This window comes from Prolixibacter bellariivorans ATCC BAA-1284, from assembly GCF_000621705.1.
Classification (GTDB): Bacteria; Bacteroidota; Bacteroidia; order Bacteroidales; family Prolixibacteraceae; genus Prolixibacter; species Prolixibacter bellariivorans.
In genome coordinates this window covers 45729-68659 of the sequence record NZ_JHXO01000006.1, presented here as the reverse complement: position 1 = coordinate 68659, position 22931 = coordinate 45729, and the positions used below count along the sequence as shown (strand labels likewise).

At 43.4% G+C, this 22931-nt stretch carries 19 protein-coding genes; 5 read left to right on the top strand and 14 right to left on the bottom strand.

The window, feature by feature from the left end:
* Window positions 1-42: 42 nt before the first annotated feature.
* From gcvP to T426_RS0105780, 3 genes are all read right to left on the bottom strand, one after another.
* Complete coding sequence (gene gcvP / locus T426_RS0105790; protein WP_027585401.1) at window positions 43-2913, bottom strand: aminomethyl-transferring glycine dehydrogenase; 2871 nt, start codon at window positions 2911-2913, stop codon at window positions 43-45.
* 91 nt (window positions 2914-3004) lie between these two features.
* Window positions 3005-3643, bottom strand: coding sequence for an MBL fold metallo-hydrolase (locus T426_RS0105785; protein WP_025863236.1), 639 nt, complete (start codon window positions 3641-3643; stop codon window positions 3005-3007).
* 12 nt (window positions 3644-3655) lie between these two features.
* A complete protein-coding gene (locus T426_RS0105780) occupies window positions 3656-4327 on the bottom strand; it encodes a protein-L-isoaspartate(D-aspartate) O-methyltransferase (RefSeq protein ID WP_234406402.1) in 672 nt (223 codons plus the stop codon).
* A 100-nt stretch (window positions 4328-4427) separates the two neighbouring features.
* Between T426_RS0105780 and T426_RS0105775 the strand changes: the two genes are divergently transcribed.
* Both T426_RS0105775 and T426_RS0105770 read left to right on the top strand, forming a co-directional pair.
* A complete protein-coding gene (locus T426_RS0105775; protein WP_025863234.1) occupies window positions 4428-5315 on the top strand; it encodes a Gfo/Idh/MocA family oxidoreductase in 888 nt (295 codons plus the stop codon).
* A gap of 106 nt (window positions 5316-5421) precedes the next feature.
* On the top strand, window positions 5422-6837 hold the full coding sequence (locus T426_RS0105770) for a sugar transferase (protein ID WP_025863233.1): 1416 nt from the start codon (window positions 5422-5424) through the stop codon (window positions 6835-6837).
* An 8-nt stretch (window positions 6838-6845) separates the two neighbouring features.
* Here the strand turns inward: T426_RS0105770 and thpR are convergent, their stop codons facing one another.
* Window positions 6846-7409 carry an RNA 2',3'-cyclic phosphodiesterase gene (gene thpR / locus T426_RS22865; RefSeq protein ID WP_025863232.1) on the bottom strand — a complete coding sequence of 188 codons (564 nt, stop codon included), beginning with the start codon at window positions 7407-7409 and terminating at the stop codon, window positions 6846-6848.
* Window positions 7406-8059, bottom strand: coding sequence for a DUF4294 domain-containing protein (locus tag T426_RS0105760; RefSeq protein ID WP_025863231.1), 654 nt, complete (start codon window positions 8057-8059; stop codon window positions 7406-7408). Before T426_RS0105760 ends, thpR begins: the two co-directional genes overlap by 4 nt.
* A gap of 96 nt (window positions 8060-8155) precedes the next feature.
* Here T426_RS0105760 and T426_RS0105755 point away from each other — a divergent pair, with 96 nt between their 5' ends.
* The gene (locus T426_RS0105755; protein ID WP_025863230.1) at window positions 8156-9427 is read left to right on the top strand and encodes an arginine deiminase; all 1272 of its coding nucleotides are present in this window, start codon (window positions 8156-8158) and stop codon (window positions 9425-9427) included.
* The gene (locus tag T426_RS0105750; protein WP_025863229.1) at window positions 9428-9961 is read left to right on the top strand and encodes an RNA methyltransferase; all 534 of its coding nucleotides are present in this window, start codon (window positions 9428-9430) and stop codon (window positions 9959-9961) included. It abuts the gene before it with no gap.
* A gap of 185 nt (window positions 9962-10146) precedes the next feature.
* On the opposite strand, the gene T426_RS0105745 is transcribed toward T426_RS0105750, so the two are convergent.
* From T426_RS0105745 to T426_RS0105705, 9 genes are all read right to left on the bottom strand, one after another.
* Window positions 10147-11898 (bottom strand): tetratricopeptide repeat protein, encoded by a 1752-nt coding sequence (locus T426_RS0105745; protein WP_025863228.1) that lies wholly within the window; start codon window positions 11896-11898, stop codon window positions 10147-10149.
* 108 nt (window positions 11899-12006) lie between these two features.
* Complete coding sequence (locus T426_RS22860) at window positions 12007-12642, bottom strand: deoxynucleoside kinase (protein WP_025863227.1); 636 nt, start codon at window positions 12640-12642, stop codon at window positions 12007-12009.
* A 51-nt stretch (window positions 12643-12693) separates the two neighbouring features.
* Entirely contained in the window at window positions 12694-14811 is a 2118-nt protein-coding gene (locus T426_RS0105735; protein WP_051568944.1) for a prolyl oligopeptidase family serine peptidase, read from the bottom strand.
* A gap of 143 nt (window positions 14812-14954) precedes the next feature.
* Window positions 14955-15452: a hypothetical protein gene (locus T426_RS0105730; protein WP_025863226.1), complete on the bottom strand. Its 498-nt coding sequence runs from the start codon at window positions 15450-15452 to the stop codon at window positions 14955-14957.
* A gap of 91 nt (window positions 15453-15543) precedes the next feature.
* A complete protein-coding gene (gene pnp, locus T426_RS0105725; protein ID WP_025863225.1) occupies window positions 15544-17763 on the bottom strand; it encodes a polyribonucleotide nucleotidyltransferase in 2220 nt (739 codons plus the stop codon).
* A 101-nt stretch (window positions 17764-17864) separates the two neighbouring features.
* The gene (gene rpsO / locus T426_RS0105720) at window positions 17865-18134 is read right to left on the bottom strand and encodes a 30S ribosomal protein S15 (protein WP_025863224.1); all 270 of its coding nucleotides are present in this window, start codon (window positions 18132-18134) and stop codon (window positions 17865-17867) included.
* Between the two features lie 167 nt (window positions 18135-18301).
* Window positions 18302-19336: a potassium channel family protein gene (locus T426_RS0105715; protein WP_025863223.1), complete on the bottom strand. Its 1035-nt coding sequence runs from the start codon at window positions 19334-19336 to the stop codon at window positions 18302-18304.
* A complete protein-coding gene (locus T426_RS0105710) occupies window positions 19323-20600 on the bottom strand; it encodes a DUF2851 family protein (protein ID WP_025863222.1) in 1278 nt (425 codons plus the stop codon). Before T426_RS0105710 ends, T426_RS0105715 begins: the two co-directional genes overlap by 14 nt.
* Window positions 20601-20665: 65 nt before the next feature.
* Window positions 20666-22030: a sigma-54-dependent transcriptional regulator gene (locus tag T426_RS0105705; RefSeq protein WP_025863221.1), complete on the bottom strand. Its 1365-nt coding sequence runs from the start codon at window positions 22028-22030 to the stop codon at window positions 20666-20668.
* Window positions 22031-22164: 134 nt separating this feature from the next.
* Between T426_RS0105705 and T426_RS24980 the strand changes: the two genes are divergently transcribed.
* Entirely contained in the window at window positions 22165-22911 is a 747-nt protein-coding gene (locus T426_RS24980) for a toxin-antitoxin system YwqK family antitoxin (RefSeq protein ID WP_025863220.1), read from the top strand.
* The last annotated feature ends 20 nt before the right edge of the window (window positions 22912-22931 follow it).

Sequence of the window (22931 nt, the reverse complement as noted above, 5' to 3'; positions counted from 1 at the left end):
TTGGTAAAATAAATCCGGGAAATACTCCCCGGATTCATGAATTTATTCTTCCATATAACTTTCCAGCGGTTCACAAGTACAAATCAGGTTCCGATCACCATAGGCATCATCAACCCGGCTGACGGGTACCCAGAATTTGTTATCACGAAGCCAACCGAGCGCGTAAGCTGCTTTTTCGCGAGAGTAACCGTGCTTCCAGTCGTCAGCCATCAACACTTCAGCTGTATGCGGTGCATTTTTCAACACGTTATCATTGGCGTCGGCTTTGCCTTCTTCAATCTCCTTAATCTCACTGAAAATGCTGTTCATGGCTTCCACAAACCGGTCAAGCTCTTCTTTCGATTCACTTTCAGTGGGCTCCACCATCAATGTTCCGTGTACCGGGAATGAAAGAGTCGGTGCATGAAAACCGTAATCCATCAATCGCTTGGCAATATCAGCTTCAGTTACGCCGGCCGAAGCTTTCAGGTGACGGCACTCCAGAATCATTTCGTGAGCTACACGACCTTTTTCGCCGGTATAAAGAATGCCATAGTTATCCTTCAGCAACGAAGCAATATAGTTGGCGTTCAGAATAGCAATTTTAGTCGCTTGTGTCAAACCATCGGCCCCCAGCATTTTGATGTACCCGTAGGTAATGGGCAATACCGAAGCACTTCCCCAGGGAGCCGCAGAAACAGCGTGTAATCCCACGTGTCCGTTATTCATGACCGGATGCGAAGGAAGGAATTCCACCAGGTGCTTAGCCACGCCAATCGGGCCAACACCAGGGCCACCTCCGCCGTGGGGTATAGCAAATGTTTTATGTAAGTTCAGGTGACAAACATCGGCTCCGATTCGCTTCGGATTCGTCAGTCCTACCTGTGCATTCATATTCGCTCCGTCCATGTACACCTGACCACCATTTTTGTGAATAATGTCGCACATTTCGACGATCGCAGATTCAAATACTCCGTGCGTTGACGGGTAAGTAACCATGAAGGCAGACAAGTTATCCTTATGTTCTTCGGCTTTCGCCCGAAGCGCTTCTACATCGATGTTCCCGTTTTCATCGCAAGGTACGACCACCACTTTCATGCCGGCCATAACTGCACTGGCCGGGTTGGTTCCGTGCGCCGATGAAGGAATCAGTACGACGTTCCGGTGCCCTTCGCCACGACTTTTGTGGTATTCACGAATCACCATCAAACCTGTATATTCGCCTGCAGCTCCTGAATTAGGCATGAGGGAAATATCGTCGAAGCCGGTAATCTCGGCCAAATCACGACGTAATTCTTCCATCATTTCGTGGTAACCCATCGCCTGATTTTTCGGCACAAAAGGATGAATTCCGTTGAACTCAATCCAACTGAGCGGAATCATCTCGGTAGCGGCGTTCAGCTTCATGGTACACGAGCCCAACGAAATCATCGAGTGTACCAGCGATATATCTTTTTTCTCCAGCCGCTTGATGTAACGAGCCATTTCTGTCTCGGAACGATACTTGTTGAAAACGTCCTGAGTCAAAAACTCTGATTTGCGGCCGTATTGTTTGTCGATGATAGAGTTCTCCGGAATTTCATCGATGACCGGAATGCGTTTGTTGGCTGCTTTCGCAAATACTTCAAGAATCCAGTTGATGTCTTCCAGGTTAGTCGTCTCGTCGATGCTGAGGCCGACCTCACCCGTTTCGAAGTAGCGGAAATTCATTTCCAAATCGAGTGACAGCCACTCAATATCCTCTTTCTTCACGTGTCGCGGAAGCGAAATCCGAATGGTATCGAAAAAGTTGGCGTTTTCCTGTTTGTAGCCGAGTTTGGTAATTTCCTCGGCCAGCAAAACACCAATGCTATGCGCGCGGTCAGCAATACCACGAATACCTTCCGGTCCGTGATAAACGGCATACATTCCGGCCATGGTAGCCAGCAATGCCTGGGCTGTACAAATATTCGAAGTTGCCCGTTCGCGTTTGATATGCTGCTCGCGGGTTTGCAAGGCCATGCGCAAGGCCAGTTTCCCGGTGGCATCTTTCGTTACACCAATGATGCGGCCAGGCATATATCGCTTATAATCTTCCTTGAGAGCAAAAAAGGCAGCTGAAGGTCCGCCGTATCCCATCGGAACTCCAAAGCGCTGAGCAGAACCGAACACCACATCCGCGTCCCATTCTCCCGGAGGAGTAATAAGCGCCAACGCTAACAGGTCGGATGCAACCGAAATTTTACAGTCGTTATCGTGCAGGCGACTGGTGAAATTGCTGTAATCTTCTACCTCACCTTTCAGATTCGGATATTGAACAATCGCGCCAAACCAGTTTTCTTCAATCTTGTCACGCGAAAAATCACCTACCTTCAACTCAATTCCCAACGGTTCGGCACGGGTTTGCAACACGTCAAGTGTCTGCGGCCAAACATTCTCATCCACGAAACAAACATTCGCTCCGGCTTTCTGTTTTCCGCGACTGCGGGTAGCATACATCAGCGACATGGCTTCCGCTGCAGCGGTGGCTTCATCGAGTAATGAAGCATTGGCCAGATCCATCGCCGTCATTTCGCAAACCATGGTCTGGAAATTCAGCAATGCCTCCAAACGTCCCTGGGAAACTTCCGCCTGATAAGGCGTGTAGGAAGTATACCACACCGGATTTTCGAGAATATTGCGCTGAATAACCGCCGGGGTGATGGTGTCGTAATACCCCATACCGATGTAAGTATTGAAGACCTTATTTTTGGCAGCCAGTTTCCTGATTTGTTTGAAATAGGCCCGTTCGGTCAAACCATTGGGTAAATTCAGTGGTTTTTCCAAACGAATATTGGACGGAACCGTCTGCTCAATCAGTTCATCCAGTGATTTTACGCCGATAACCCGCTGCATTTCTTCTAAGTCACGCTCACGAGGTCCTATGTGGCGGTTGACAAATTTATCGATTGCCATCGCTAGTCAATTTTAGTTTATTATATGCCGACACAATTTTAAGGTCTTCTGTAATAGGAAAACATGATATTTTTCCTCTATCCCAACCGTTTTACTGAAGAAACGGATTGTTCTTTATTTCGTCTCCGATTGTCGTTTCCGGACCATGGCCGGAAAATACTTTGGTGGCCGGATCCAGAACGACTAATTTGGATTTAATCCCGCTGATTAGCGATTCGTGTTCTCCGCCGGGCAAATCAGTTCGTCCAATAGAACCATAAAAAAGAATATCACCTGCAATCAATACTCTTTCCTCCGCATTGTGGAAAGCGACACCTCCGGGTGAATGCCCGGGAACGTGAATTACTTCCAGGGTTGTATTCCCAAATGTGATTTCATCTCCTTCATCAAAAAATTTCGCCGGTTTAGGAGGTTGGTGCATCGCAATGCCAAACATTCCACCTTGCTCTTTTGCACTCGAAACCAGTGCGTCATCACCCTGATGCATTTCTACTTCCAAATCCCACTTCCGTGCAGCAAAACCGTTCCCAATCACATGATCGAAATGGCCATGAGTATTCAGCAGTTTGACCGGTTTCAATCCCTTTTCTTCAATGAAACCGGCCAGTGCTGCTTCCTCCGAAGGATTTGAGCAACCTGCATCAATTATGGCACACTCGCCTGTTTCATCCCATATCACGTAAGTATTTACTGCTACCGGATTAAATGTAAACTTTCGAATTTCCATCATAGCGTTCTCGTATTATTCTGATTTTCCGCCAACAAGCGGGACAAAAATAAAACCACCTCTATCTTCTGTTCGGTATTCATTTTCCGACTCTCTGATGACCAGCTTCATTTCCTGCCGGTGTTGCGATCCTACCGGAATTACCAAACGTCCGCCGACCTTTAATTGTTCCAGAAGTGCTTCGGGGATATAAGGCGCTCCCGCAGTGACAATTATCTTATCAAAAGGTCCGTAAGTAGGAAGGCCTGCATAGCCATCTCCGTGAAAGAACATCGGTTCGTAACCGATGGATGGCAATAATGCCCTTACCTTATCGTAAAGTTCACGATGACGTTCGATGGTAAAAACAGTGGCCCCCATTTCACAAAGCACGGCAGCCTGGTATCCTGAACCGGTTCCAACCTCCAGAACCTTGTCAAACTTTTTGACTTCGAGCAATTGGGTTTGAAATGCGACGGTATAAGGCTGAGAAATGGTTTGTCCTTTGCCTATCGGAAAGGCTTTATCCCGGTAGGCAAACTGAACAAAGCTACTATCCATGAAGAGATGACGGGGAACCTTGCCAATGGCTTCCAGTACATTTTCATCCGTTATCCCTTTCGCCTGAATCTCGCTAACCAGCTTTCGCCGCAATCCACGATGTCGGTAGTTATCTTCCAATCGCCGTTCATTTTTCAATTTCGCCAACAAAAATACCTTTCAATTGTGGGTTTTTCAACAAAAATGGTTGATAAATAAGCAACCTAATAGATTCTTCCGTACACTTAGCCTATGTACATTTGTGTATATGCTGAAACCCGGAATCATTTTACCTCCCCACCCGAAAAGCGACCTTGTCGGGAAATTCCCTGATAAAGGGAAATTGCACTGGTATGTTTTTGATAATCATAAAAAGTGGAAATTAACCTCACATGCCCATTTCAGCATTTATGAGAGCGATGTGCTCCCGCTGATTTCGGATGTTCTGTTTGTTCTCGACCCCGATTTTTGCCGTTTTGAGTATTTGACATTTGCTATCCGGAATTCATGCCACCTCTTTATCGACACAATCGAATTGCTTTCTTTATCACAAATAGAGCAATTAATCGAACTGGCGCACGAAGCAGGAACGCAGATTGCTGTAAGAGCCGACCAACTATATGAGCCCTTGACTCAGAAATTACTTCAAGCCAATCAGTTTCCTCGTATTGTAAAAGGAGAACATGCTTCCAGTAATTTTCAGGGAGAATTGTTTGAGCACATTACCGGATTCTTGCGGATTCTTCTAAAACTAAATCCGACAGAAATAACCGAAACGGCAGTGGCTGGTGGTAATTTTTTATCCGATGCAACTGACTTCATCGATATCCACCTCGATTTTGCTGACGGGATGGTGGCCTCACTCACCTTCAGCAGCCTCCCCACTTCCGATTCATCCCACTTGTTTGTTTACCGGAACGGTGGTCTGACCGATGCCAATTTTATGGCAAACATGCTGACCCTAAAACCGGAAAATCGAACCATCCCATTTTCCCAAACATCTGAGCATGAAACACTAATTCATCAGATGAATGATTTCCTGTTCAGCGTCAACAATCTTGAGTTTTCCATCCATTCGCTGGAAGAAGAGAAAGAAGTTTTTCTTTTGGTTAAGCGAATAAAAGAGCAACTCCGGGTGAAATCCATTCACATCTAACCAAATTTTGTATTCATTTGCATAAGTTTTTTAAAATCCGGGCGTTTTGTAATTTAAAAGCGTCAATTTCAAACGGAACCAATAAAAACCTAACCTCATCAGTCAAATGAAAAGGAAAGCTTTCCTGATCAGTTATCTTGCTTCAGATTATTTAGCCGCTATGTACGCCTGGATACTATTCTATCTGTACCGAAAACATTTTGCTGAAGCACTGATTTTTGGGCACGACCATACCATCGAATTTACACAGCAGTTTTATCTCGGAATAGTATTGATTCCGCTCTTTTGGCTTAGCTTGTACGCGATTTCCGGATTTTACAATGATGTTCTTCGAAAATCACGCTTGCTGGAGTTGGGACAAACGATTTTCTCGGCCGTACTGGGTTCGCTTTTTATCTTTTTCATGTTCCTGCTCGATGACTATATTCCTGATTACACATACTACTACAAACATGCACTGGCCCTACTGGTTTTTCAGTTCGTTTTAACCTACATACTCCGTCTGGCGATTTCATCCTTTATGGTCCGTCAGTTCAAGAAGGGGCGAATTGGATTCCCCACCTTGATTATCGGGACTAATGAAATGGCTGCTCACATTACCCAACAACTGGAAACGCAGCTGGTACCGACCGGAAATAAACTGGTTGGCTATGTTACCATCGGCGAGAATGAGGAGGAAACGGAAGTTCCTCACCAACAAGTATTGGGTCAATTAAATGATATCCCCGGTATCATTAACAAATACAAAGTTGAAGAGGTAATTATTGCCACCGAATCATCTGACCATAAAAAGCTGAACGACATTATTAACCGACTGGCCGGGCGGAACATCATCATACGCGGAATCCCTGACATTTATGATATTCTTTCGGGAGCAGTAAAAATGACGACTGTATATTCAAGCCCGCTGATTCAGATTTCAAACGGAATCATGCCGGCATGGCAAAAGAATGTCAAGCGGTTGCTTGACATATTCATTTCAATTGTTGGTCTGATTGTTTTATCACCTCTTTCCCTTGTTTGCATAATTGGCGTGCGATTATCTTCACCTGGACCTGTTCTGTACCGGCAAGTTCGTGTGGGACGTTACGGAAAACCGTTTACCATGTACAAATTCAGGAGTATGTACAATGATGCAGAGAAAAATGGTCCCGATTTGTCAAGTCAAAACGACCAGCGTATTACGCCCTTCGGACGGTTTCTGCGGAAATCGCATTCCGATGAAATACCTCAATTCCTCAATGTGCTGAAAGGTGAAATGTCGGTGGTTGGTCCCCGGCCGGAACGTGCTTTTTATATTGAGAAAATTGAGGAATCAGCTCCACATTATCGGCATTTACTTCGAATTCGTCCGGGAATTACCAGCTGGGGCCAGGTGAAATATGGTTATGCCGAAAATGTGACACAGATGATCGAACGACTGCAATATGACCTCATCTACCTTCGAAATATGAGTTTGTATGTTGATTTTAAAATCATCATCTACACGGCAATCAATATCCTTCAGGGAAGAGGAAAATAAAACGACATTTAGTCTACAAGCGGAAACTTCTGAATAGAACGGTAGATTGGCCCTGCCGGCTTCAGAATGCTTTCGTAGAAAACTACCTCTTTTATCATCATAAGCTGGAACGTAGCATCACGATAAGCTTCGAGCTTCTTTTTTAAATTTTCGGCTTCTTTTAGCCATTTAACACGGCCCAGTGTCAGGTGCGGACGAAAATCCCGCGCCTCGCCGACGAAACCGGCATTTTGTGCCATTATTTCAACTTCATGGGCAAGTTCAGACAGCGCGTCGTTTTCTCCTAATCCAATCCAAAGGACTTTTGGATTCAGTCCCGAACCAAACTTGCCAAATCCTTTCAGCTCAATTTCGAAAGAATTCTGTCGATTGAACAAACCTGGCGCATCTTTCAGAATTTGTCCAATTTGTTCCTTCGTGGTGTTTCCTAAAAAACGCAATGTCAAATGCATGGTAGCCGGGTTAACCCAATTAATGCGACTTTTAGGCAACTCTCCCTGTAACTCACGGATAAAGGCCAGCAACTTTTCTTCCGGACGAATTGATATGGCAATGAAAGTGCGTTTGCTCATATCGTTCCCTGATCGATTTGTTGTACAATATTTTCAATCATCCAGTCTTCACCGTAAGGATTGTAACGAACCTTCAAATCGTTTCCAAAAAGCCGGGCAACCGTTTGCCAGAAGAACGCCGTAAAACCGCCCCGGAATTCTTTGATAATTGCATAGGATGAATGCCCTGTCTCCCGATCAATCAACTTCATCAGCACTCTTCCTTCCGAAATTTTCATATGCTTTATCTCATCACCATATTCATTCATCAGGTCCTCCTGCACCTGTTTGATATACTTTTTACGCTGTCGTTCCGTCTTCAACGTCAAATAAACTTTGTTGTACTCTTCCAGTTTTTTTGCAGCCAATTTGGCCATTGGATACACCTTCTTAACAATCAGTACCAGCCTGGAATAACGGCGTTGCTGCCTTCGGTAATACCTTCGGCTATGTGGCTTTACACGAATTGGCTGGAGTTGGACGTGAGGAATGGAATCAACTCTCCCAGCCAGTGAATCAGGCAATTCAGGAGGAATAAGAACCACCTGACCACCCGCGGATACTGCAAGGAATAAAAACGCCAAAATGTATAACCACTTTTTCAACTCATCCTCCTTCTTTACCGTATAAAAATAACAATCAACAAAAGAAAATGGTACAATAAAAGACATTGCTAAACATATTTCCCACAAAATTCAGTCCACCCATATTTAACTATATTTGCCTCACATTAACACAAATGACACAACAACATTATTATAGCATCAATGAAAAAGTTTAATGTAGATGTCAGATCGGAAATCGGACAGTTAGAGGGAGTTATTTTACATACTCCCGGGCAGGAAGTGGAGAATATGACTCCTCAAAATGCCGAGCGTGCCCTTTACAGCGACATACTTAATCTATCAGTTGCCAGGCAGGAATATGCTCAGTTAAAAGGTGTTTTGGAAAAAGTTGCCCACACCTTTGAAGTCAAAGATTTACTGACGCAAACCCTCCAAAATTCTCATGCAAAAGAGCGCATTATCAACCGCATCTGCGAACGTGAAGAAGCCTTTTGCGAAATAAGTGCTCTACACGATCTCTCTGAAGATGAATTAGCGCGACAATTGATCGAAGGCTCCATTTTAAAGCGTGATAATCTCACAAAATTCCTGAGTAAAGAGCGTTTTGCTCTTCGTCCTTTGCACAACTTCTTATTCACACGCGATGCCTCAATGACGGTATATGATGAGGTGTTGATAGGGAAAATGGCCAGCCTGGTACGCGACCGGGAAGCATTGATTATGGAGGCAATCTTTAAAGACCATCCCATATTTGGGGTTAAAACCATCAATCCGATGGTACCCATTAAAAACATACCGTCGAGCCCACATACAAGCATTGAAGGAGGCGATGTTGAAATCGCGCGCGATGATGTCATTCTGATTGGGACAGGCGTTCGCACGACTTCACAGGGAATTGATTACCTGATTGAATCTATCAAGGAGAAGAAAACATCTACAAAGCACATTATTGTGCAGGAATTACCGCATACGCCTGAATCGTTCATCCACCTGGATATGACTTTCACCTTCCTGAACAAGGACGAGGTAATGGTTTATGCTCCGTTAATTCTGGGAAACAATAAATACCAGACCATTCACATTACCATCGATAACGGTGAGGTGACCAGCATTAAACTCCACGAAGATCTGCTGCAAGCCATGAAAGAGGTGGGTATGGATATGAAACCGATCCAGTGCGGCGGAACCAAAGACGAGTGGACCATGGAGCGTGAGCAATGGCACAGTGGAGCGAACTTCTTCTCCATTGCTCCTGGTAAAGTAATTGGCTACGAAAGAAATAGCTACACGATTGAGGAGATGAGCAAAAATGGTTACGACATCATTAAGGCTCAGGATATTATTGAAAACAAGGTCGATATTCATGCGTCGAAGAAAGCCGTAATCACCATCGCCGGATCAGAACTGAGCCGGGGAGGTGGAGGCGCCCGCTGTATGACTATGCCGGTTGGCCGGAAAAAAGTAGATTGGTAAATGACAAGAAAACTGAAAACCAGTGAATTGGGCAGACTGTCCGTCAACGAATTCAAGGAGGCGGACAAGCTCCCCGTAACTGTCGTTTTAGACAATATAAGAAGCGGAAATAATGTTGGATCGGTATTCCGTACATCGGATGCTCTTCGTATCGAAAAAATCATCCTGTGTGGAATTACAGCGACTCCTCCCAACAAAGAAATTCACAAGACAGCTATTGGTGCAGAAAAATCGATTGATTGGGAATACTGTAAAGACACCGAAGAAGCAGTCCAAAAATTAAGAAGCGAAGGATATAAAATTGTGGGAGTAGAGCAAGTCGAGAACAGTATATTACTAACTGATTTCGAAAGCACTACCAATGATAAAATTGCCTTGATTTTTGGCAACGAAGTGAAGGGTGTACAACAAAAAATCATCGACCTCTGTGATGAAAACATAGAAATCCCACAATACGGGACCAAACACTCGTTCAATATTTCGGTGAGTGCGGGTATCGTATTATGGGATATCTGCAATAAAATGCGCCGGTAATTACTCCGGACATTACAACAATCTTAAGGTGGATTCATTGTGTTCTTACACGATAATCCACCTTTTTTCTTTGAAAGAAATAAAGGTTTTACCAGAATAGATTGTAAAATGCAGATACAGAAATTCTATTCCGAAGTAGCTCTCACTACTCCGGAATAGTTTCTGAACATATTTTCAATTGAGTCTTACTCTACGATTGACTTGAACTGCTCGTCGTTGAAGTACTTCGCAAATTCCAGATCAACCTTTGCAATATCTTTGTACTTGGCATCTTTGTTCACTGCAGCCTTCAGGCTATCGTACAACAGAGTTGTCTTGGCAGTACGTGCACCGATAATCGCTTTCAGGTAATCACCCAGTGCAGATTCTTTTTTCAGGTTGTTCAAAGTGCGGAGTGCTCCGTTGTTATCATCGGTAAGCATCTGAGCAAGAGCCTTATTGACACACGTTCCGTCACCAAAATATTTAACAGCTGCGTCGTAGTCACCTTTCAAGATACTTACAGTACCCAGGTTGTAATTCACTTCCTGTCCGGCACCACTGGCTGCACTGAAAAGTTCCTGTGCTTTATCCAGATCTCCGTTCACCAAAGCCACACCACCTAAGTTGTTCTGAACAATTGCATTTTTCGGATCCAGTTTATCAGCTTTCGCGAAATTAGATTGAGCGTCGCTGGTATTACCCTGCATCATTTCAACAACACCAAGGTCGTTGTAACCACGCCAATCTTCCGGGAACTGACGAGTGAAACTCGTATAAATTGCTTTCTGTTTATTCAGGTCTTCAGTAAGTGAAGCAGCATAAAGCAATTCTGCCTGGTTGAGTTTTGAAGGATCGGTGTCAGCCAGATTAGCAATTTCTTCATCGGTCTTACCAATCAAATCAACACTGGCAATAATTTTTGAACGACGCAGTTTCGGAAGAATTGTTTTAGCAATTTCCTGGAATGGGCCACTCAGGTTTTTAATCTCACGCTCGCGAACTTCCGGATCTTGATACATCGAAAGAACACGCAGAATCATTTCTTTGTCCTGGATGTTGGATTTCTCCATCAGTTCTTTAAAACCTTCCCAGTCTTCAGGAGTGTATTTTCCGGTAACTGTCGTTTCAACTTTATCTTTCTTCAGTTTCTTATCAAGAACCTTTGTGGTAGTTCCTTCACGTTTTTCAGCCAGTTTCGTATTGAAAGCCTCAGTTCCATCAGGAGAAGCATATGCTGATACAGCAACACCTTTCAGGTCTTTGCGTTCTGCCTCTGCCGCATCTTTGATGTATTCGTTCAGCTTCACCATATCCTCTTTCTTCAGCTGAGAACCGCGAACATATGCGCTATTGATGAGGTACATCAAATCAGCTTTATATTCATCTGGTACAACGCGCTGGAATTTATCAATGGTCGGATCATAAACACCAGTTGTATTTTTTCCTTTCTCAACACCAACGATTGATGCGGGTTTGTCTTTAACCAATGTTGAGGTTGCAATTACACCGTCAGCAATCTTAACCGGATCGAAATCCAAAGATTTGTCTCCTTGTGAAGCGGTAATACGCACAACCAAATCCGATTTACGCATTCCGTCTACATAAGGAACAGTTCCTTTATAAGAGAAAGTTCCACCGTTGGTATAGCTAATCACCTTGTTATTAGCTTCTACCTTCTCTCCCTGAAGTTTGTAAGGAGCATAAGCTTTTTCTCCACCTTCGTAAGTCAGAACGGGAGTAGCCGTAATAGTAGCTTTCTTGTTAAAGAATTTTTCAGGAATGCGACCCTGAATCTCAACGTCAACGTTACCACCTTTTGCAACAAGCACTTCCGGAGTAACCGTGTAGTTGATTTTATCGGCATTCTTCTTCATTTTCTGCAGACTGGCACAGCTTGACAGCATCATCGCGCCAACGAAGAATACGGCAACAGCCTTAAAATTGATTTTCTTCATGATGAACCTTTATTAATTTTCAAAACCAATTGTTCGACACTTTTCACAAAAGTAAAATCTTTTGTTAATTAAGAAAAGCTTTAGAACGTTTTTTATTATTGAATCTAATTATAAAATTACTCTATTTACCCCCAAATTATAGGACTTATGAAAAATAACGTCAATTAATTTTTCATAATCTGCCTGGCTTTCCACGAAATCAATATTTCGGGTATCTATAATAACAATCGGGAAGTCATTTTGCTGACGGAAAAAGCGAAAATATCCTTCACTGATTTTTTTTAGATATTTTTCATCAATTTCCTGTTCGTATTCCCGTCCTCGCTTCCTGATATTTTCAATCAAACGATTCTCAGGAAGATGAAGATAGACATACAAGTCAGGTTTGGGGTGTTTATCATATATGATTTCAAAGAACTTACGATACAACTGATATTCATCTTCGGCGAGTGTGTTCTGAGCAAAAATCAGCGATTTCATAAAAAAGTAATCGGCCACCGTCAACTGGTGAAAAAGATCGCGATCAGAAAGCTCCCGCTTCAACTGATTATACCGTTCGGCCAGGAAGGACAACTCGAGAGGGAAAGAAAACCGCTCCGGATCTTGATAGAATTTCGGCAAAAACGGATTATCCGCAAACTTCTCAAGAATCAGTTTCGCCTGAAAATCCTCGCTTATCCGATTTGATAATGAGGTCTTTCCGGACCCAATATTACCTTCTATGACCAAAAAACTTATATCCATACAAACCCGGGGTAAAAATTCCGGGAAAGATATCCAATAATTTGCGAAGGGTCAATTAAATTTTGGCTCAACCCCCATTTCATAAAACACAAATGACCAAATATCGGTATACTCATCTATTATCTTTGACGTTGGTTTTCCACCACCGTGTCCTGCTTTTGTTTCGATACGCACCAACGTTGGATTTTTGCCATCGTTATATTCCTGCATCCGCGCCATATACTTAAAGGTATGTGCCGGAACCACGCGGTCATCGTGATCTGCAGTCAATGCGAGAATGGCAGGATAGTGGCCGCCTTTTTTAATATTGTGATAAGGAGAATAGGCATAGAGGTATTTGAACATTTCCTCACTATCGCTGCTGGTTCCATAATCACCAGCCCACGACCAACCAATGGTGAACTTATTATATCGAAGCATATCCATAACGCCTACCTGCGGAATAGCCACCCGGAATAAATCGGGGCGTTGGTTAATAACAGCACCAACCAGCAAACCGCCATTCGAACCGCCCATCAGTGCCAGATGGTTCGTGTCGGTATATTTCTTCTCGACCAGATACTCGCCTGCACCAATGCAATCGTCAAATACATTTTGCTTATGCATTTTGGTTCCTGCTTCATGCCAGGCCTCACCATATTCGCCACCTCCACGTAAATTGGCTACTGCATAAACACCTCCCTGCTCAAGAAAAACCATGCGCGCTGGTGAAAAGTAAGGTGTCAGGCTAATATTGAAGCCACCATATCCATATAGAAGAGCTGGATTTGTACCATTCAGTTTGGTTCCTTTCTTCATGAAAATGAACATCGGAACTTTGGTGCCATCCTTACTGGCATAAAATACCTGCTTTGTTTCGAAATCATTTGGATTGAACTTCAGCTCAGGTTGTCTGAATATTTTCGACTGCCCGGTTGCGACGTCATATTGATAAATGGTGTTCGGCACAGTCCAGGACTCAAAGGTGTAAAATACTTCATTGTCATTTTTATCTCCAATCAAAACGGAAGCACTACCGATTTCAGGCAAATCAATATTACCCGTTAGCTTTCCATCTGGCTGAAACAACTGTAATACCGTATGTGCGTCTTTCATATACGATGCGCAGATTTTACCGCCAACAACCGATACATTACTTAACACATCATCAGACTCCAGAATGGTTTCCACCCAATTGGTCTCTTCCGGATGCTGTGGATCGATACTGACCAACCGGTATCGCGGAGCTTTATAATTGGTCATTACCAGTAATCGTCCATCAACATCATCAACTACCTGGAACTCTTTGTCAAAAGCAGTATAAACAGGTTTCCATTCTGCCTTTTTATCGCTATTTAACCTCACATAAAGTGAGTTACCGATGGATGCTTCGTATTCGGTCAGATATTGAATTTTCTCATCCCTTGTTACATTAATATCTGATAACCGCTTAGGATGCTCAGGTGTATCATACACCATCTTATCGTCGGACTGCGAAGTTCCAACCCGGTGATAATATACTTTATGATATTCATTTGACTGACTCAACTCATCTCCAGCCTCCGGTTTCGCATACCTGGAATAATAGAAACCGTCACCATCCCATCCAATACCAGAGAATTTAATCCATTGCAAATGATCCGACAGTTTCTCTCCGCTATTGATATCCAACACATAGCCTTCGTTCCAGTCGGAACCCGAACGGGCTACAAAATAAGCCAGGTACTTTCCGTCGTTCGAAACACGCGCCGCACTTAATGCCACGGTTCCGTCATCGGAAAGTTTATTGGGGTCAAGTAATACTCTTGGTTCAGCATTTAGATTATCCTGAACATAGAGTACACTTTGGTTTTGCAATCCATTGTTCTTATAATAGAAGTACTTGCCTGCTCTCTTGAAAGGGGCCGAGTATTTCGGATAATTCCAGAAGTTGGTCAATTGTTTACGGATGCTATCCCGATAGGGAATCTTCGCCAGAAACGTGTTCGTCACTTCGTTCTCGGCTTTAACCCATTTAGCCGTTTCTTCCGAATTATCATCTTCCAGCCAGCGATACGGATCGCTTACTTTATGACCAAAGTAATCATCAACAACATTGTCTTTATGCGCCACAGGATATTTGATTTTCTCATTGTTGGTACAGGAAATGGCGAAAAATGCCAGACCTGCAAGTAGTGTGAGCCCTTTCACAAGTTCGGTATTAGATTATTTATTAAACAATTTAAGTCTGTCTGGTATAAATCAACAACACATAATATACGCAAAGGTTTAATTCTTTGCAACTTAAACGGATTAAAATGGTTAGTTATCTGGTAATTTTCTAAAATGAATGCTTACAACAGTTTCTTCTTCGCCCTCATGTCATTGTCTTTACGACCACCAAGCACGTAACCAATCAGCATTCCAATCATGGTGCCACCGACAATAAAGCCCCATTTCTGTCCATGAAACAGCACCAAATCAACTAGCGCGCCAACCAAAGCGCCTGCCGGTAAACCTAGTGCCGACCACCGGTATGTATAATAATAAGGTGGAAGGAAACCGTGTTCCTCCGTCATATGTGATGCCAGCGTTGACAATGCACGGTCGAACTTTCGCCTCCTTTTTCCAGGATGCTTTACTGCGTCGTTCATTCCGGCAATGGTTTCCCTTACTTCTGCATGCATTTCCCGACAAACCGGACAATCATCCGAGAATTCATCCAGTCGTTTAACATTGCGCCAAAACTCTTCCAGTCGATAAAACCGTACATCCTTTTCCGATATACCTTTCAGATTTTCACGAAAAAGGTTCTCTGTCTCATTCAGCCATGCTGATTCTTTCGCTTCCATGTAGTAAAAAAAGATTGATTAAATATAGAAAAACTGGCAGAGATAAAAAAAGCCCGGTCACCCGGGCTCTTAAATATATTCTGAATTAAAATTATCGGTTGTTATCACGACGCGGGGGACGACGATCTCCACGGTTGCGGTCACGACCACCCCGATCTCCTCTGTCTCCACGCTCACTCTCGTTTCCGGTTCTCTCCGGACGAGGCAACAACGCTTTTCTCGATAGTTTCAATTTTCCGGTACGCTGGTCAACCTCAAGCAGCTTTACTTCTACTTCGTCGCCCTCCTTCAGCACATCACCCGGATTCTCAACACGTTTCCAATCAAATTCCGAAACGTGAAGTAAACCTTCCTTACCCGGCATGATTTCAACAAAGGCTCCAAATGAAACGATTGATTTCACCTTTCCTTTGTATACCTCGCCTACTTCGGGTACGGCAACAATCGCACGCACGCGCTCTAATGCTGCGTCAATTGCTTCACGATTGGGTGCGCTGATTTCAACGATTCCCATATCATCAACTTCTTCGATAGCAATTGTTGATTGCGTATCTTCCTGAATTTGCTGAATAATTTTTCCTCCAGGACCAATAACCGGACCAATCATTTCTTTCGGAATGGTGATGGTCACGATGCGCGGAACATTCGGTTTGTAATCTTCACGAGGCTCGTCAATCACTTCGAGAATTTTACCCAAAATGTGTTCACGTCCTTCTTTAGCTTGCTGCAAAGCCTGAGCCATTACATCATAAGAAAGTCCATCAACCTTGATGTCCATCTGAGTAGCGGTAATTCCCTTCTCCGTTCCGGTCACTTTGAAGTCCATATCTCCCAGGTGATCTTCATCACCCAAAATATCGGAAAGTACAGCGAATTTATCTGAATCCTTATCGGTAATCAATCCCATTGCAATACCTGAAACAGGACGTTTCATATGTATACCGGCATCCATCATGGCCATTGTTCCGGCACAAACCGTTGCCATTGAAGACGACCCGTTCGATTCCAAAATATCAGATACAATACGCAAGATATAAGGGAAATCATCCGGAATCATTCCTTTCAGTGCACGGTGAGCCAAATTACCATGACCAATTTCACGGCGCGAAACGCCTCTTGGTGTACGTGGTTCACCAACTGAGAAGGGCGGAAAGTTATAATGCAACAAGAAACGTTCACGCCCCTGAACCGTTACATTATCGATAATCTTCTCATCCATCTTGGTTCCGAGGGTCAGACTGGTCAACGACTGCGTCTCACCACGAGTGAAAACTGCTGAACCGTGCGCTCCGGGCAGGTAATTAACTTCACCCCAGATAGGACGAATTTCGTTCGTTTTCCGACCGTCAAGACGAATCTGCTCATCCAGAATCATCCGGCGAACAGCTTCTTTTTCCACATCGTGGAAATAACGGCCAATCAGGGTCAGCGGAATTTCTTCGTCCTCTTTTCCTTCGCTGTATTGCTCAATGAACTCTTCCTTAACCTTGGCAAAGGCCTCGTAGCGTTCCTGCTTGTTTTGTATTGTTGCCCGAGCTACATCATATACTTTCTGGTAAGTTTCCTTTTTAACCAGTTCACGCAGCTCTTCGTCATTTGTTTCGTGTGAATATTCACGCTTAACTACACCCAGTTCAGCAGCTAACTCATCCTGAACTTTGCAATGTTGCTTAATGGCTTCGTGCGCAAATTTGATGGCTTCGAGCATTTCGTCTTCCGAAACCTCATCCATCTCGCCTTCCACCATCATGATGTTGTCATATGATGCTCCCACCATAATGTCAATATCGGCTTTTTCCAACTGCTCTAACGAAGGATTGATGACCAGTTTTCCATCAACACGACCTACACGAACTTCTGAGATAGCACACTCAAAAGGCACATCGGAAACTGCGATTGCCGCTGATGCTGCCAATCCGGCCAACGAGTCCGGCATTTCATCTTTCCCGGTTGAAATCAGGGAAATCATCATAGCTGTTTCGGCATGATAGTCTTCCGGGAATAAAGGACGCAGAGCACGGTCGACCAAGCGGGCTACCAAAATCTCATCATCCGAAGGACGACCTTCCCTTTTCAGGAAACCGCCGGGGAAACGACCCGCAGCAGAGAATTTTTCACGATAGTCAACCGACAAGGGCATGAAATCAACGTCTTCTTTAGCTTCCTTTGCCGAAACAACAGTCGCTAACAACATTGTATCACCCATTCTAACCACAACCGATCCGTCTGCTTGTTTTGCTAATTTTCCGGTTTCGATGGTGATGGACCTTCCATCACCGAGATCGATTGTTTTTTCAATAGCTTTATACATAATCTCTTCTTCAAACAATTAATAAGTTTTAAACAAATGGGTGGGGCTTTTTCAAAATACCAAAAAAGGCAATTCGAAAATTGCCTTTCAAGGTCGTTCGTTTATCTACGAAGATTCAGTTCTTTCAGAATTGCACGATAACGCTCAATATCTTTTCTTTTCAGATAATCGAGTAATGAACGGCGTTTACCAACCAAACGAATCAGTGCACGCTGTGTACTGAAATCTTTGCGATTCTTTTTCAGGTGTTCAGTCAAGTGACTGATGCGATATGAAAATAACGCTATCTGACCTTCAGTTGAACCTGTGTTAGTAACACTTTTGCCGTGCTTTTCAAAAATCTCTTGTTTCTTTTCTGATGTTAAATACATTTCCTATAGATAAATAGTGTGATACAATCATTACACAGCAGTATTCGCGTTCGATAACAACCGTGTAACATTATTTGCAAAAATCAGCCCCAAAAGTAAATAAAAATATTGAAAAACTGTAATCTTTACTTGCTAATATTTTATTTAAACCATTTGACTGACAACCGCTAAAGCGAGTCAGATTCCCGTTCAATAAGTTCCTGCAACTTGGTAACCTGAGCATGTGAACCCAAGACAAATAATTTGTCCCCCCGGCTCAACATATGGCCGGGACCGGGATTAAACACATATTTTCCTTCGAAATTCTTCAGCCCCACAATCGTTGCCCCGGTAATATTTCCCATCCTCAGATCGCCAATGGTTTTTCCTTCATACTCCTCAGCCATCCGGCTACAAGGTACTTCCGTCAGACTTACCGATTTATTCCGCTGAAGTAAAACATACTCTACAAATTCCACAACATCCGGCTGGGTCACCAAACGGGCCATCCGTTGTCCTCCCATACGCTCCGGCATAATCACGTTTGTCGCTCCGGCCCTGCGAAGTTTCATGTCCGAACCAATTTCCGAAGCACGACTGATAATGAGCAAATTCGGATTCATACTTCGTGCAGTCAGTACCACAAAAACATTGTCTGCATCGTTTGGTGTAGTAGCTATCAAAGCTCGTGCATGATCAATACGCGCCAAGCGGAGATCATCCTCATGGGTGGCATCTCCCCTTACGTACAGAAGATTGGGATCTTCCCGAATGCGCTCTATCACATTATCGCGCTTTTCAACAATAACAAAATGTTGATTATGATCCATGAGCTCTAAGGCCGCCTGTTCGCCATTCCGCCCAAAACCACAAATAATCACATGATCGGTCAGTTTCTCAATCTTCTTATTCACACGACTCGTCTTTAAATAATTAATAAACTCACCATCCAGGAAAAAACGCACCAAACTGGAACCCACATAGGCTATATTCCCCAGTGAAAAGATAATCAAAATTGAAACAAATATTTTACCGCCCGGCGATAATGGCTTCACGACTTCGAATCCCACGGTTGAAATCGAAATGATGGTCATATAGAACGCATCAACGAAATCGAGACCTTCAATAATCATAAACCCAAGGACGCCGAAAATTATCAGCGACAACATCAGGACAATTCCTATGCGTAATGTTCTGTAAGTTTGTTCCTCAAAGAGGTTCATGCAAAATTATTTTATGCCCGATTCCGCAACTAAGACACCGCTTTAACTCACAATAGCGACTTTTTAAATGCAATAATGCCTGTGATTCCAATGCATTGTCAGCTTCAATTCCAGCCAACGCCCACTTTCGTATCACCATATTGTCTTCTGCCGGCAATTCTTCCAGCAGTTGCAGTGCCCTGTTCTTCAAATATAGTTTATTTTGGTGTTCTCCATACAGGAAATAAAAGGGAACAATCACATTTATCACCAACAACCTCAACGATTGCTCACCCATCTTTTTCTCACGCAATGGCGATTCCCTGTTAAAATGGTAATGCTTATCCCAGTATGGCGAAGCAATTACCTCAAACCAACCTCGCATTTCGTCAATGTTTTTTGCTTCCAGTAGTTTTCCGAGCAATCCCTGTGAATTATAAATCAACCGGGCAAACTGAGCTAACCGGATCGTTGGAAAATTGACCGGTCGCATTCGCATGAATTTCCAAAGATGCCCGGCAATGGGTTTCAATGAATATTTCGTTGCCAGGAAACGGTATTCCTTCCGTAATGAAAGATAATAATCATCCGCAAACAACTCCTCACCTAACAGCCCGGCCTGCCCAAAGAGCAATGCCTCGGTTTGCTGTAACGAATCATGATGATGAGCCAGAATCCTTTGTGGTAATGAACGGGCCAGCATTTCAAAGGGCTGAGCATTTTCCTTAAATCCAAAACCACGGGCCAACATTCGGTAAAATGTTTCTCCCCAGTCGCCATTTGTATCCCGGAGTATCCCGTCAACCATCTCTGATTTCTCTTTCAGGCGTTCAATCATCACACTGTTTAGAAAAAACTTTACCCGGAAGGGATCAATCCGGAATAACCGGGAAGCACAAGCAACCCAATCCTTGCTTTCCGTGAGTTCATGATAATTCGCTTCGATGGTATCCGCCCATTTCAAAATAAGGGTAGGAAGTTCGACACCCAGCGTATTTTTAACACGCTCATCATACTCAGCAACCACGTGTAGTATGACATTGTTATAGGCTTGGTCCTTGTCATGGCCATGGCGTTTCCAATCGGAAGATTTACGGTGAAGCTCAACACTACCAACCCATAACGTATTATCTATGCGAATACGTGCATCAGAGAAATCAGGGCCTGCATGCAGATTATGAATTCCGGGTTGAAGGATTTCAATTGGCTCCCCGTTAATCGTTTTTAGCTGGCGTGACTGATAAAGACGGTGTTTCCAAATAAAATGAAGAAACTCTTCTTTCATATGGTCGGTGGATAATATTCCTGAAATTACAAAATTCCAGCCGCATTAACCAATCATAATAATTATCAGAGCTTGTATTTACGAATTTTATTGTAAAGTGTTTGGCGGGTAATTCCCAACTGAGCAGCGGCAGCGCTGTGGTTATTCTTGTGTCTTTCCAGCGCCTTTTTTATCATCGATTTTTCCATCTCCTCAATGGTATCGGGAATCTTAAACAAATGCGATTGTGCTGCCGACCTAAACATGAAGTCTTCGGGTTGCAAAACTTCTTTTTCGCACAGAATAACCGCCTTTTCGATCGTAAGCTTTAGTTCGGAGATATTTCCCGGCCACTGGTTCAGTTTCAATTCTTCCAGCGTGCGGGCACTCATCCGGAGTGTACTTTTATGGTATTTAGCACATAATTGTGCAATAAAGAAATTGGCTATACCCTCAATATCTTCGACTCGATGCCGCAAAGCCGGAATTTCGACAGCTTTGGATGAAAGGCGACGATACAACTCCTCATGAAAAACTCCTTCCCCAACCAATGATTTCAAATCTTCAGCTGTTCCGAGCAACAGTTTTACATTTACCGGAACGGATCTGACAGCACCAACCGGCTCTACCGCACCTTTTTCCATGTAGCGTAAAAATTGCTCTTGCACAGAAAGTGGTATTTTTGCTACTTCCGGAATATAAAGTGTACCGCCTTCGGCTATTTGAAATTTTCCGGGAAGATCCGGATCTGCGGTTGGGTAGTTCCGTTTTTTCACACCGAAAAGGTAACCTCCCAATTCGGTTTCTCTTTCGAGCAAACTGTTTGCCTCGAGAAATAATTTATTTCTTCGCGATGATTGATTATGAATATAACGAGCAATTGTTTTCTTTCCACTTCCAGTCTCTCCCTGCAGCAAAATAGCATCAGGAGTGTCGATTACACCTGTTACGGCATGCATCATCCGATTATAAGGTACGGAACTTCCCTCGATGATCGGTTCGGATTGCAATATCTCTTTCTTTACACCCTCAAAACGCAATTCGACCAATTCACAACGCTCTTTCATCAGCTTAAGCTGCACGACGGAGCGAAGAGAAGCAACAAGTTTTCGGTTATTTACCGGCTTGAAAGCAAAGTTGGCCGCGCCCTCCTCAATAGCCCGCTCGCCCAACATAACATCTTCTTCTTCCAACAGGATAACCACCTCTATTCGCGGATTAATCCGTTTAATTTCACGCAACCAATAAAGGCCACGTTCCTCCCCTTCTCTGACTCCCGAAAAATCAACGTCTAAGATCGCCACATCGGCCTTTTCGGTCTTTAGATAAAACGGCAGCAGGTTCGGATTTGAAAAGGATTTCACCGATTCAAAATCCATCCTAAGCGCCATCTCCAATGCACCGCCCGGACCTTTACCGTCATCAATGATTAATATTCGACCTTCAGACATTTAATTATCTATTTCTAACAAAGATACATCCACTTAGGCCTGCGAGCAACCTATTCTGTAAATTTTTTTTACACTTTCATGGGTTTTATTCCCTTATTATATTACTTATCTTACAGTATGTTAATTTCGTCATTATGAAACACACCCACCTAACCATTGCATCAATAGCCTTCTTGATGGGATTCTCCTTATTTTTCTCGTGTTCTTCATCTAAAAGCGATAAGCGCGATACCAGTTCGATGCAGAAAAAAACGGAAAGTGAACTAAAGACTATTAAAAACTATACGAACGGGAAACTTACTTCCATTGTTCATTTTAAGGATAGTATAGCTGAAGGAGAAGCCCGAAATTTCTATTCCAGTGGAAAGCTGGCTTCAGTATTTTATTACAAGCACGGAAAACTGGAGGGAAAAGCAATGAAGTATTATCCCAGTGGCAAAATCTACCGTATTCGCTGGTATGTCAACGGAAAACTTCAGGACACAGTAAAAAAATATTATGAGTCGGGTAAACTCATGTCAACCCAGGTGTATAAAGACGGGATGCCTTCCACCGATTTGAAAGAATACTCTCTTAGTGGAAAGTTGATTTCGAACTATCCCACTCTTGTATTTACACTGAAAAATTCAGCTGATTTTTACAAACGCAAATTACTGGAATTTAAATTATCAAATGGTTCCAATGTCGTGAGATATTATTATGGACCGCTTACCGACGGAAAATACCTGGATCCCCAAGCCACTCCTATCGGACAATCTGGGAATAAAGGACAGATTCCGCTTCAACCTGAAGATTTAGGAAGAAAACTGGTAGTAATTGCCAAATACATCACACCGCTACAGAATGTCTACCTGATTCAAGCCAGTTATACATACAAATAAGAAGGGCACTCCCATTCAGG

What these genes read in the sequence shown, in the direction of transcription:
- T426_RS0105755 (WP_025863230.1), top strand. Translation starts at nt 8,156, where the DNA reads ATGAAAAAGTTTAATGTAGATGTCAGATCGGAAATCGGACAGTTAGAG.
- T426_RS0105775 (WP_025863234.1), top strand. Translation starts at nt 4,428, where the DNA reads ATGCTGAAACCCGGAATCATTTTACCTCCCCACCCGAAAAGCGACCTT.
- T426_RS0105770 (WP_025863233.1), top strand. Translation starts at nt 5,422, where the DNA reads ATGAAAAGGAAAGCTTTCCTGATCAGTTATCTTGCTTCAGATTATTTA.
- T426_RS0105705 (WP_025863221.1), bottom strand. Translation starts at nt 22,030, where the DNA reads ATGTCTGAAGGTCGAATATTAATCATTGATGACGGTAAAGGTCCGGGC.
- gcvP (WP_027585401.1), bottom strand. Translation starts at nt 2,913, where the DNA reads ATGGCAATCGATAAATTTGTCAACCGCCACATAGGACCTCGTGAGCGT.
- T426_RS0105785 (WP_025863236.1), bottom strand. Translation starts at nt 3,643, where the DNA reads ATGATGGAAATTCGAAAGTTTACATTTAATCCGGTAGCAGTAAATACT.
- rpsO (WP_025863224.1), bottom strand. Translation starts at nt 18,134, where the DNA reads ATGTATTTAACATCAGAAAAGAAACAAGAGATTTTTGAAAAGCACGGC.
- pnp (WP_025863225.1), bottom strand. Translation starts at nt 17,763, where the DNA reads ATGTATAAAGCTATTGAAAAAACAATCGATCTCGGTGATGGAAGGTCC.
- T426_RS0105710 (WP_025863222.1), bottom strand. Translation starts at nt 20,600, where the DNA reads ATGAAAGAAGAGTTTCTTCATTTTATTTGGAAACACCGTCTTTATCAG.
- T426_RS22860 (WP_025863227.1), bottom strand. Translation starts at nt 12,642, where the DNA reads ATGGATATAAGTTTTTTGGTCATAGAAGGTAATATTGGGTCCGGAAAG.
- T426_RS0105730 (WP_025863226.1), bottom strand. Translation starts at nt 15,452, where the DNA reads ATGGAAGCGAAAGAATCAGCATGGCTGAATGAGACAGAGAACCTTTTT.
- T426_RS0105745 (WP_025863228.1), bottom strand. Translation starts at nt 11,898, where the DNA reads ATGAAGAAAATCAATTTTAAGGCTGTTGCCGTATTCTTCGTTGGCGCG.
- thpR (WP_025863232.1), bottom strand. Translation starts at nt 7,409, where the DNA reads ATGAGCAAACGCACTTTCATTGCCATATCAATTCGTCCGGAAGAAAAG.
- T426_RS0105750 (WP_025863229.1), top strand. Translation starts at nt 9,428, where the DNA reads ATGACAAGAAAACTGAAAACCAGTGAATTGGGCAGACTGTCCGTCAAC.
- T426_RS0105715 (WP_025863223.1), bottom strand. Translation starts at nt 19,336, where the DNA reads ATGAACCTCTTTGAGGAACAAACTTACAGAACATTACGCATAGGAATT.
- T426_RS0105760 (WP_025863231.1), bottom strand. Translation starts at nt 8,059, where the DNA reads ATGTCTTTTATTGTACCATTTTCTTTTGTTGATTGTTATTTTTATACG.
- T426_RS24980 (WP_025863220.1), top strand. Translation starts at nt 22,165, where the DNA reads ATGAAACACACCCACCTAACCATTGCATCAATAGCCTTCTTGATGGGA.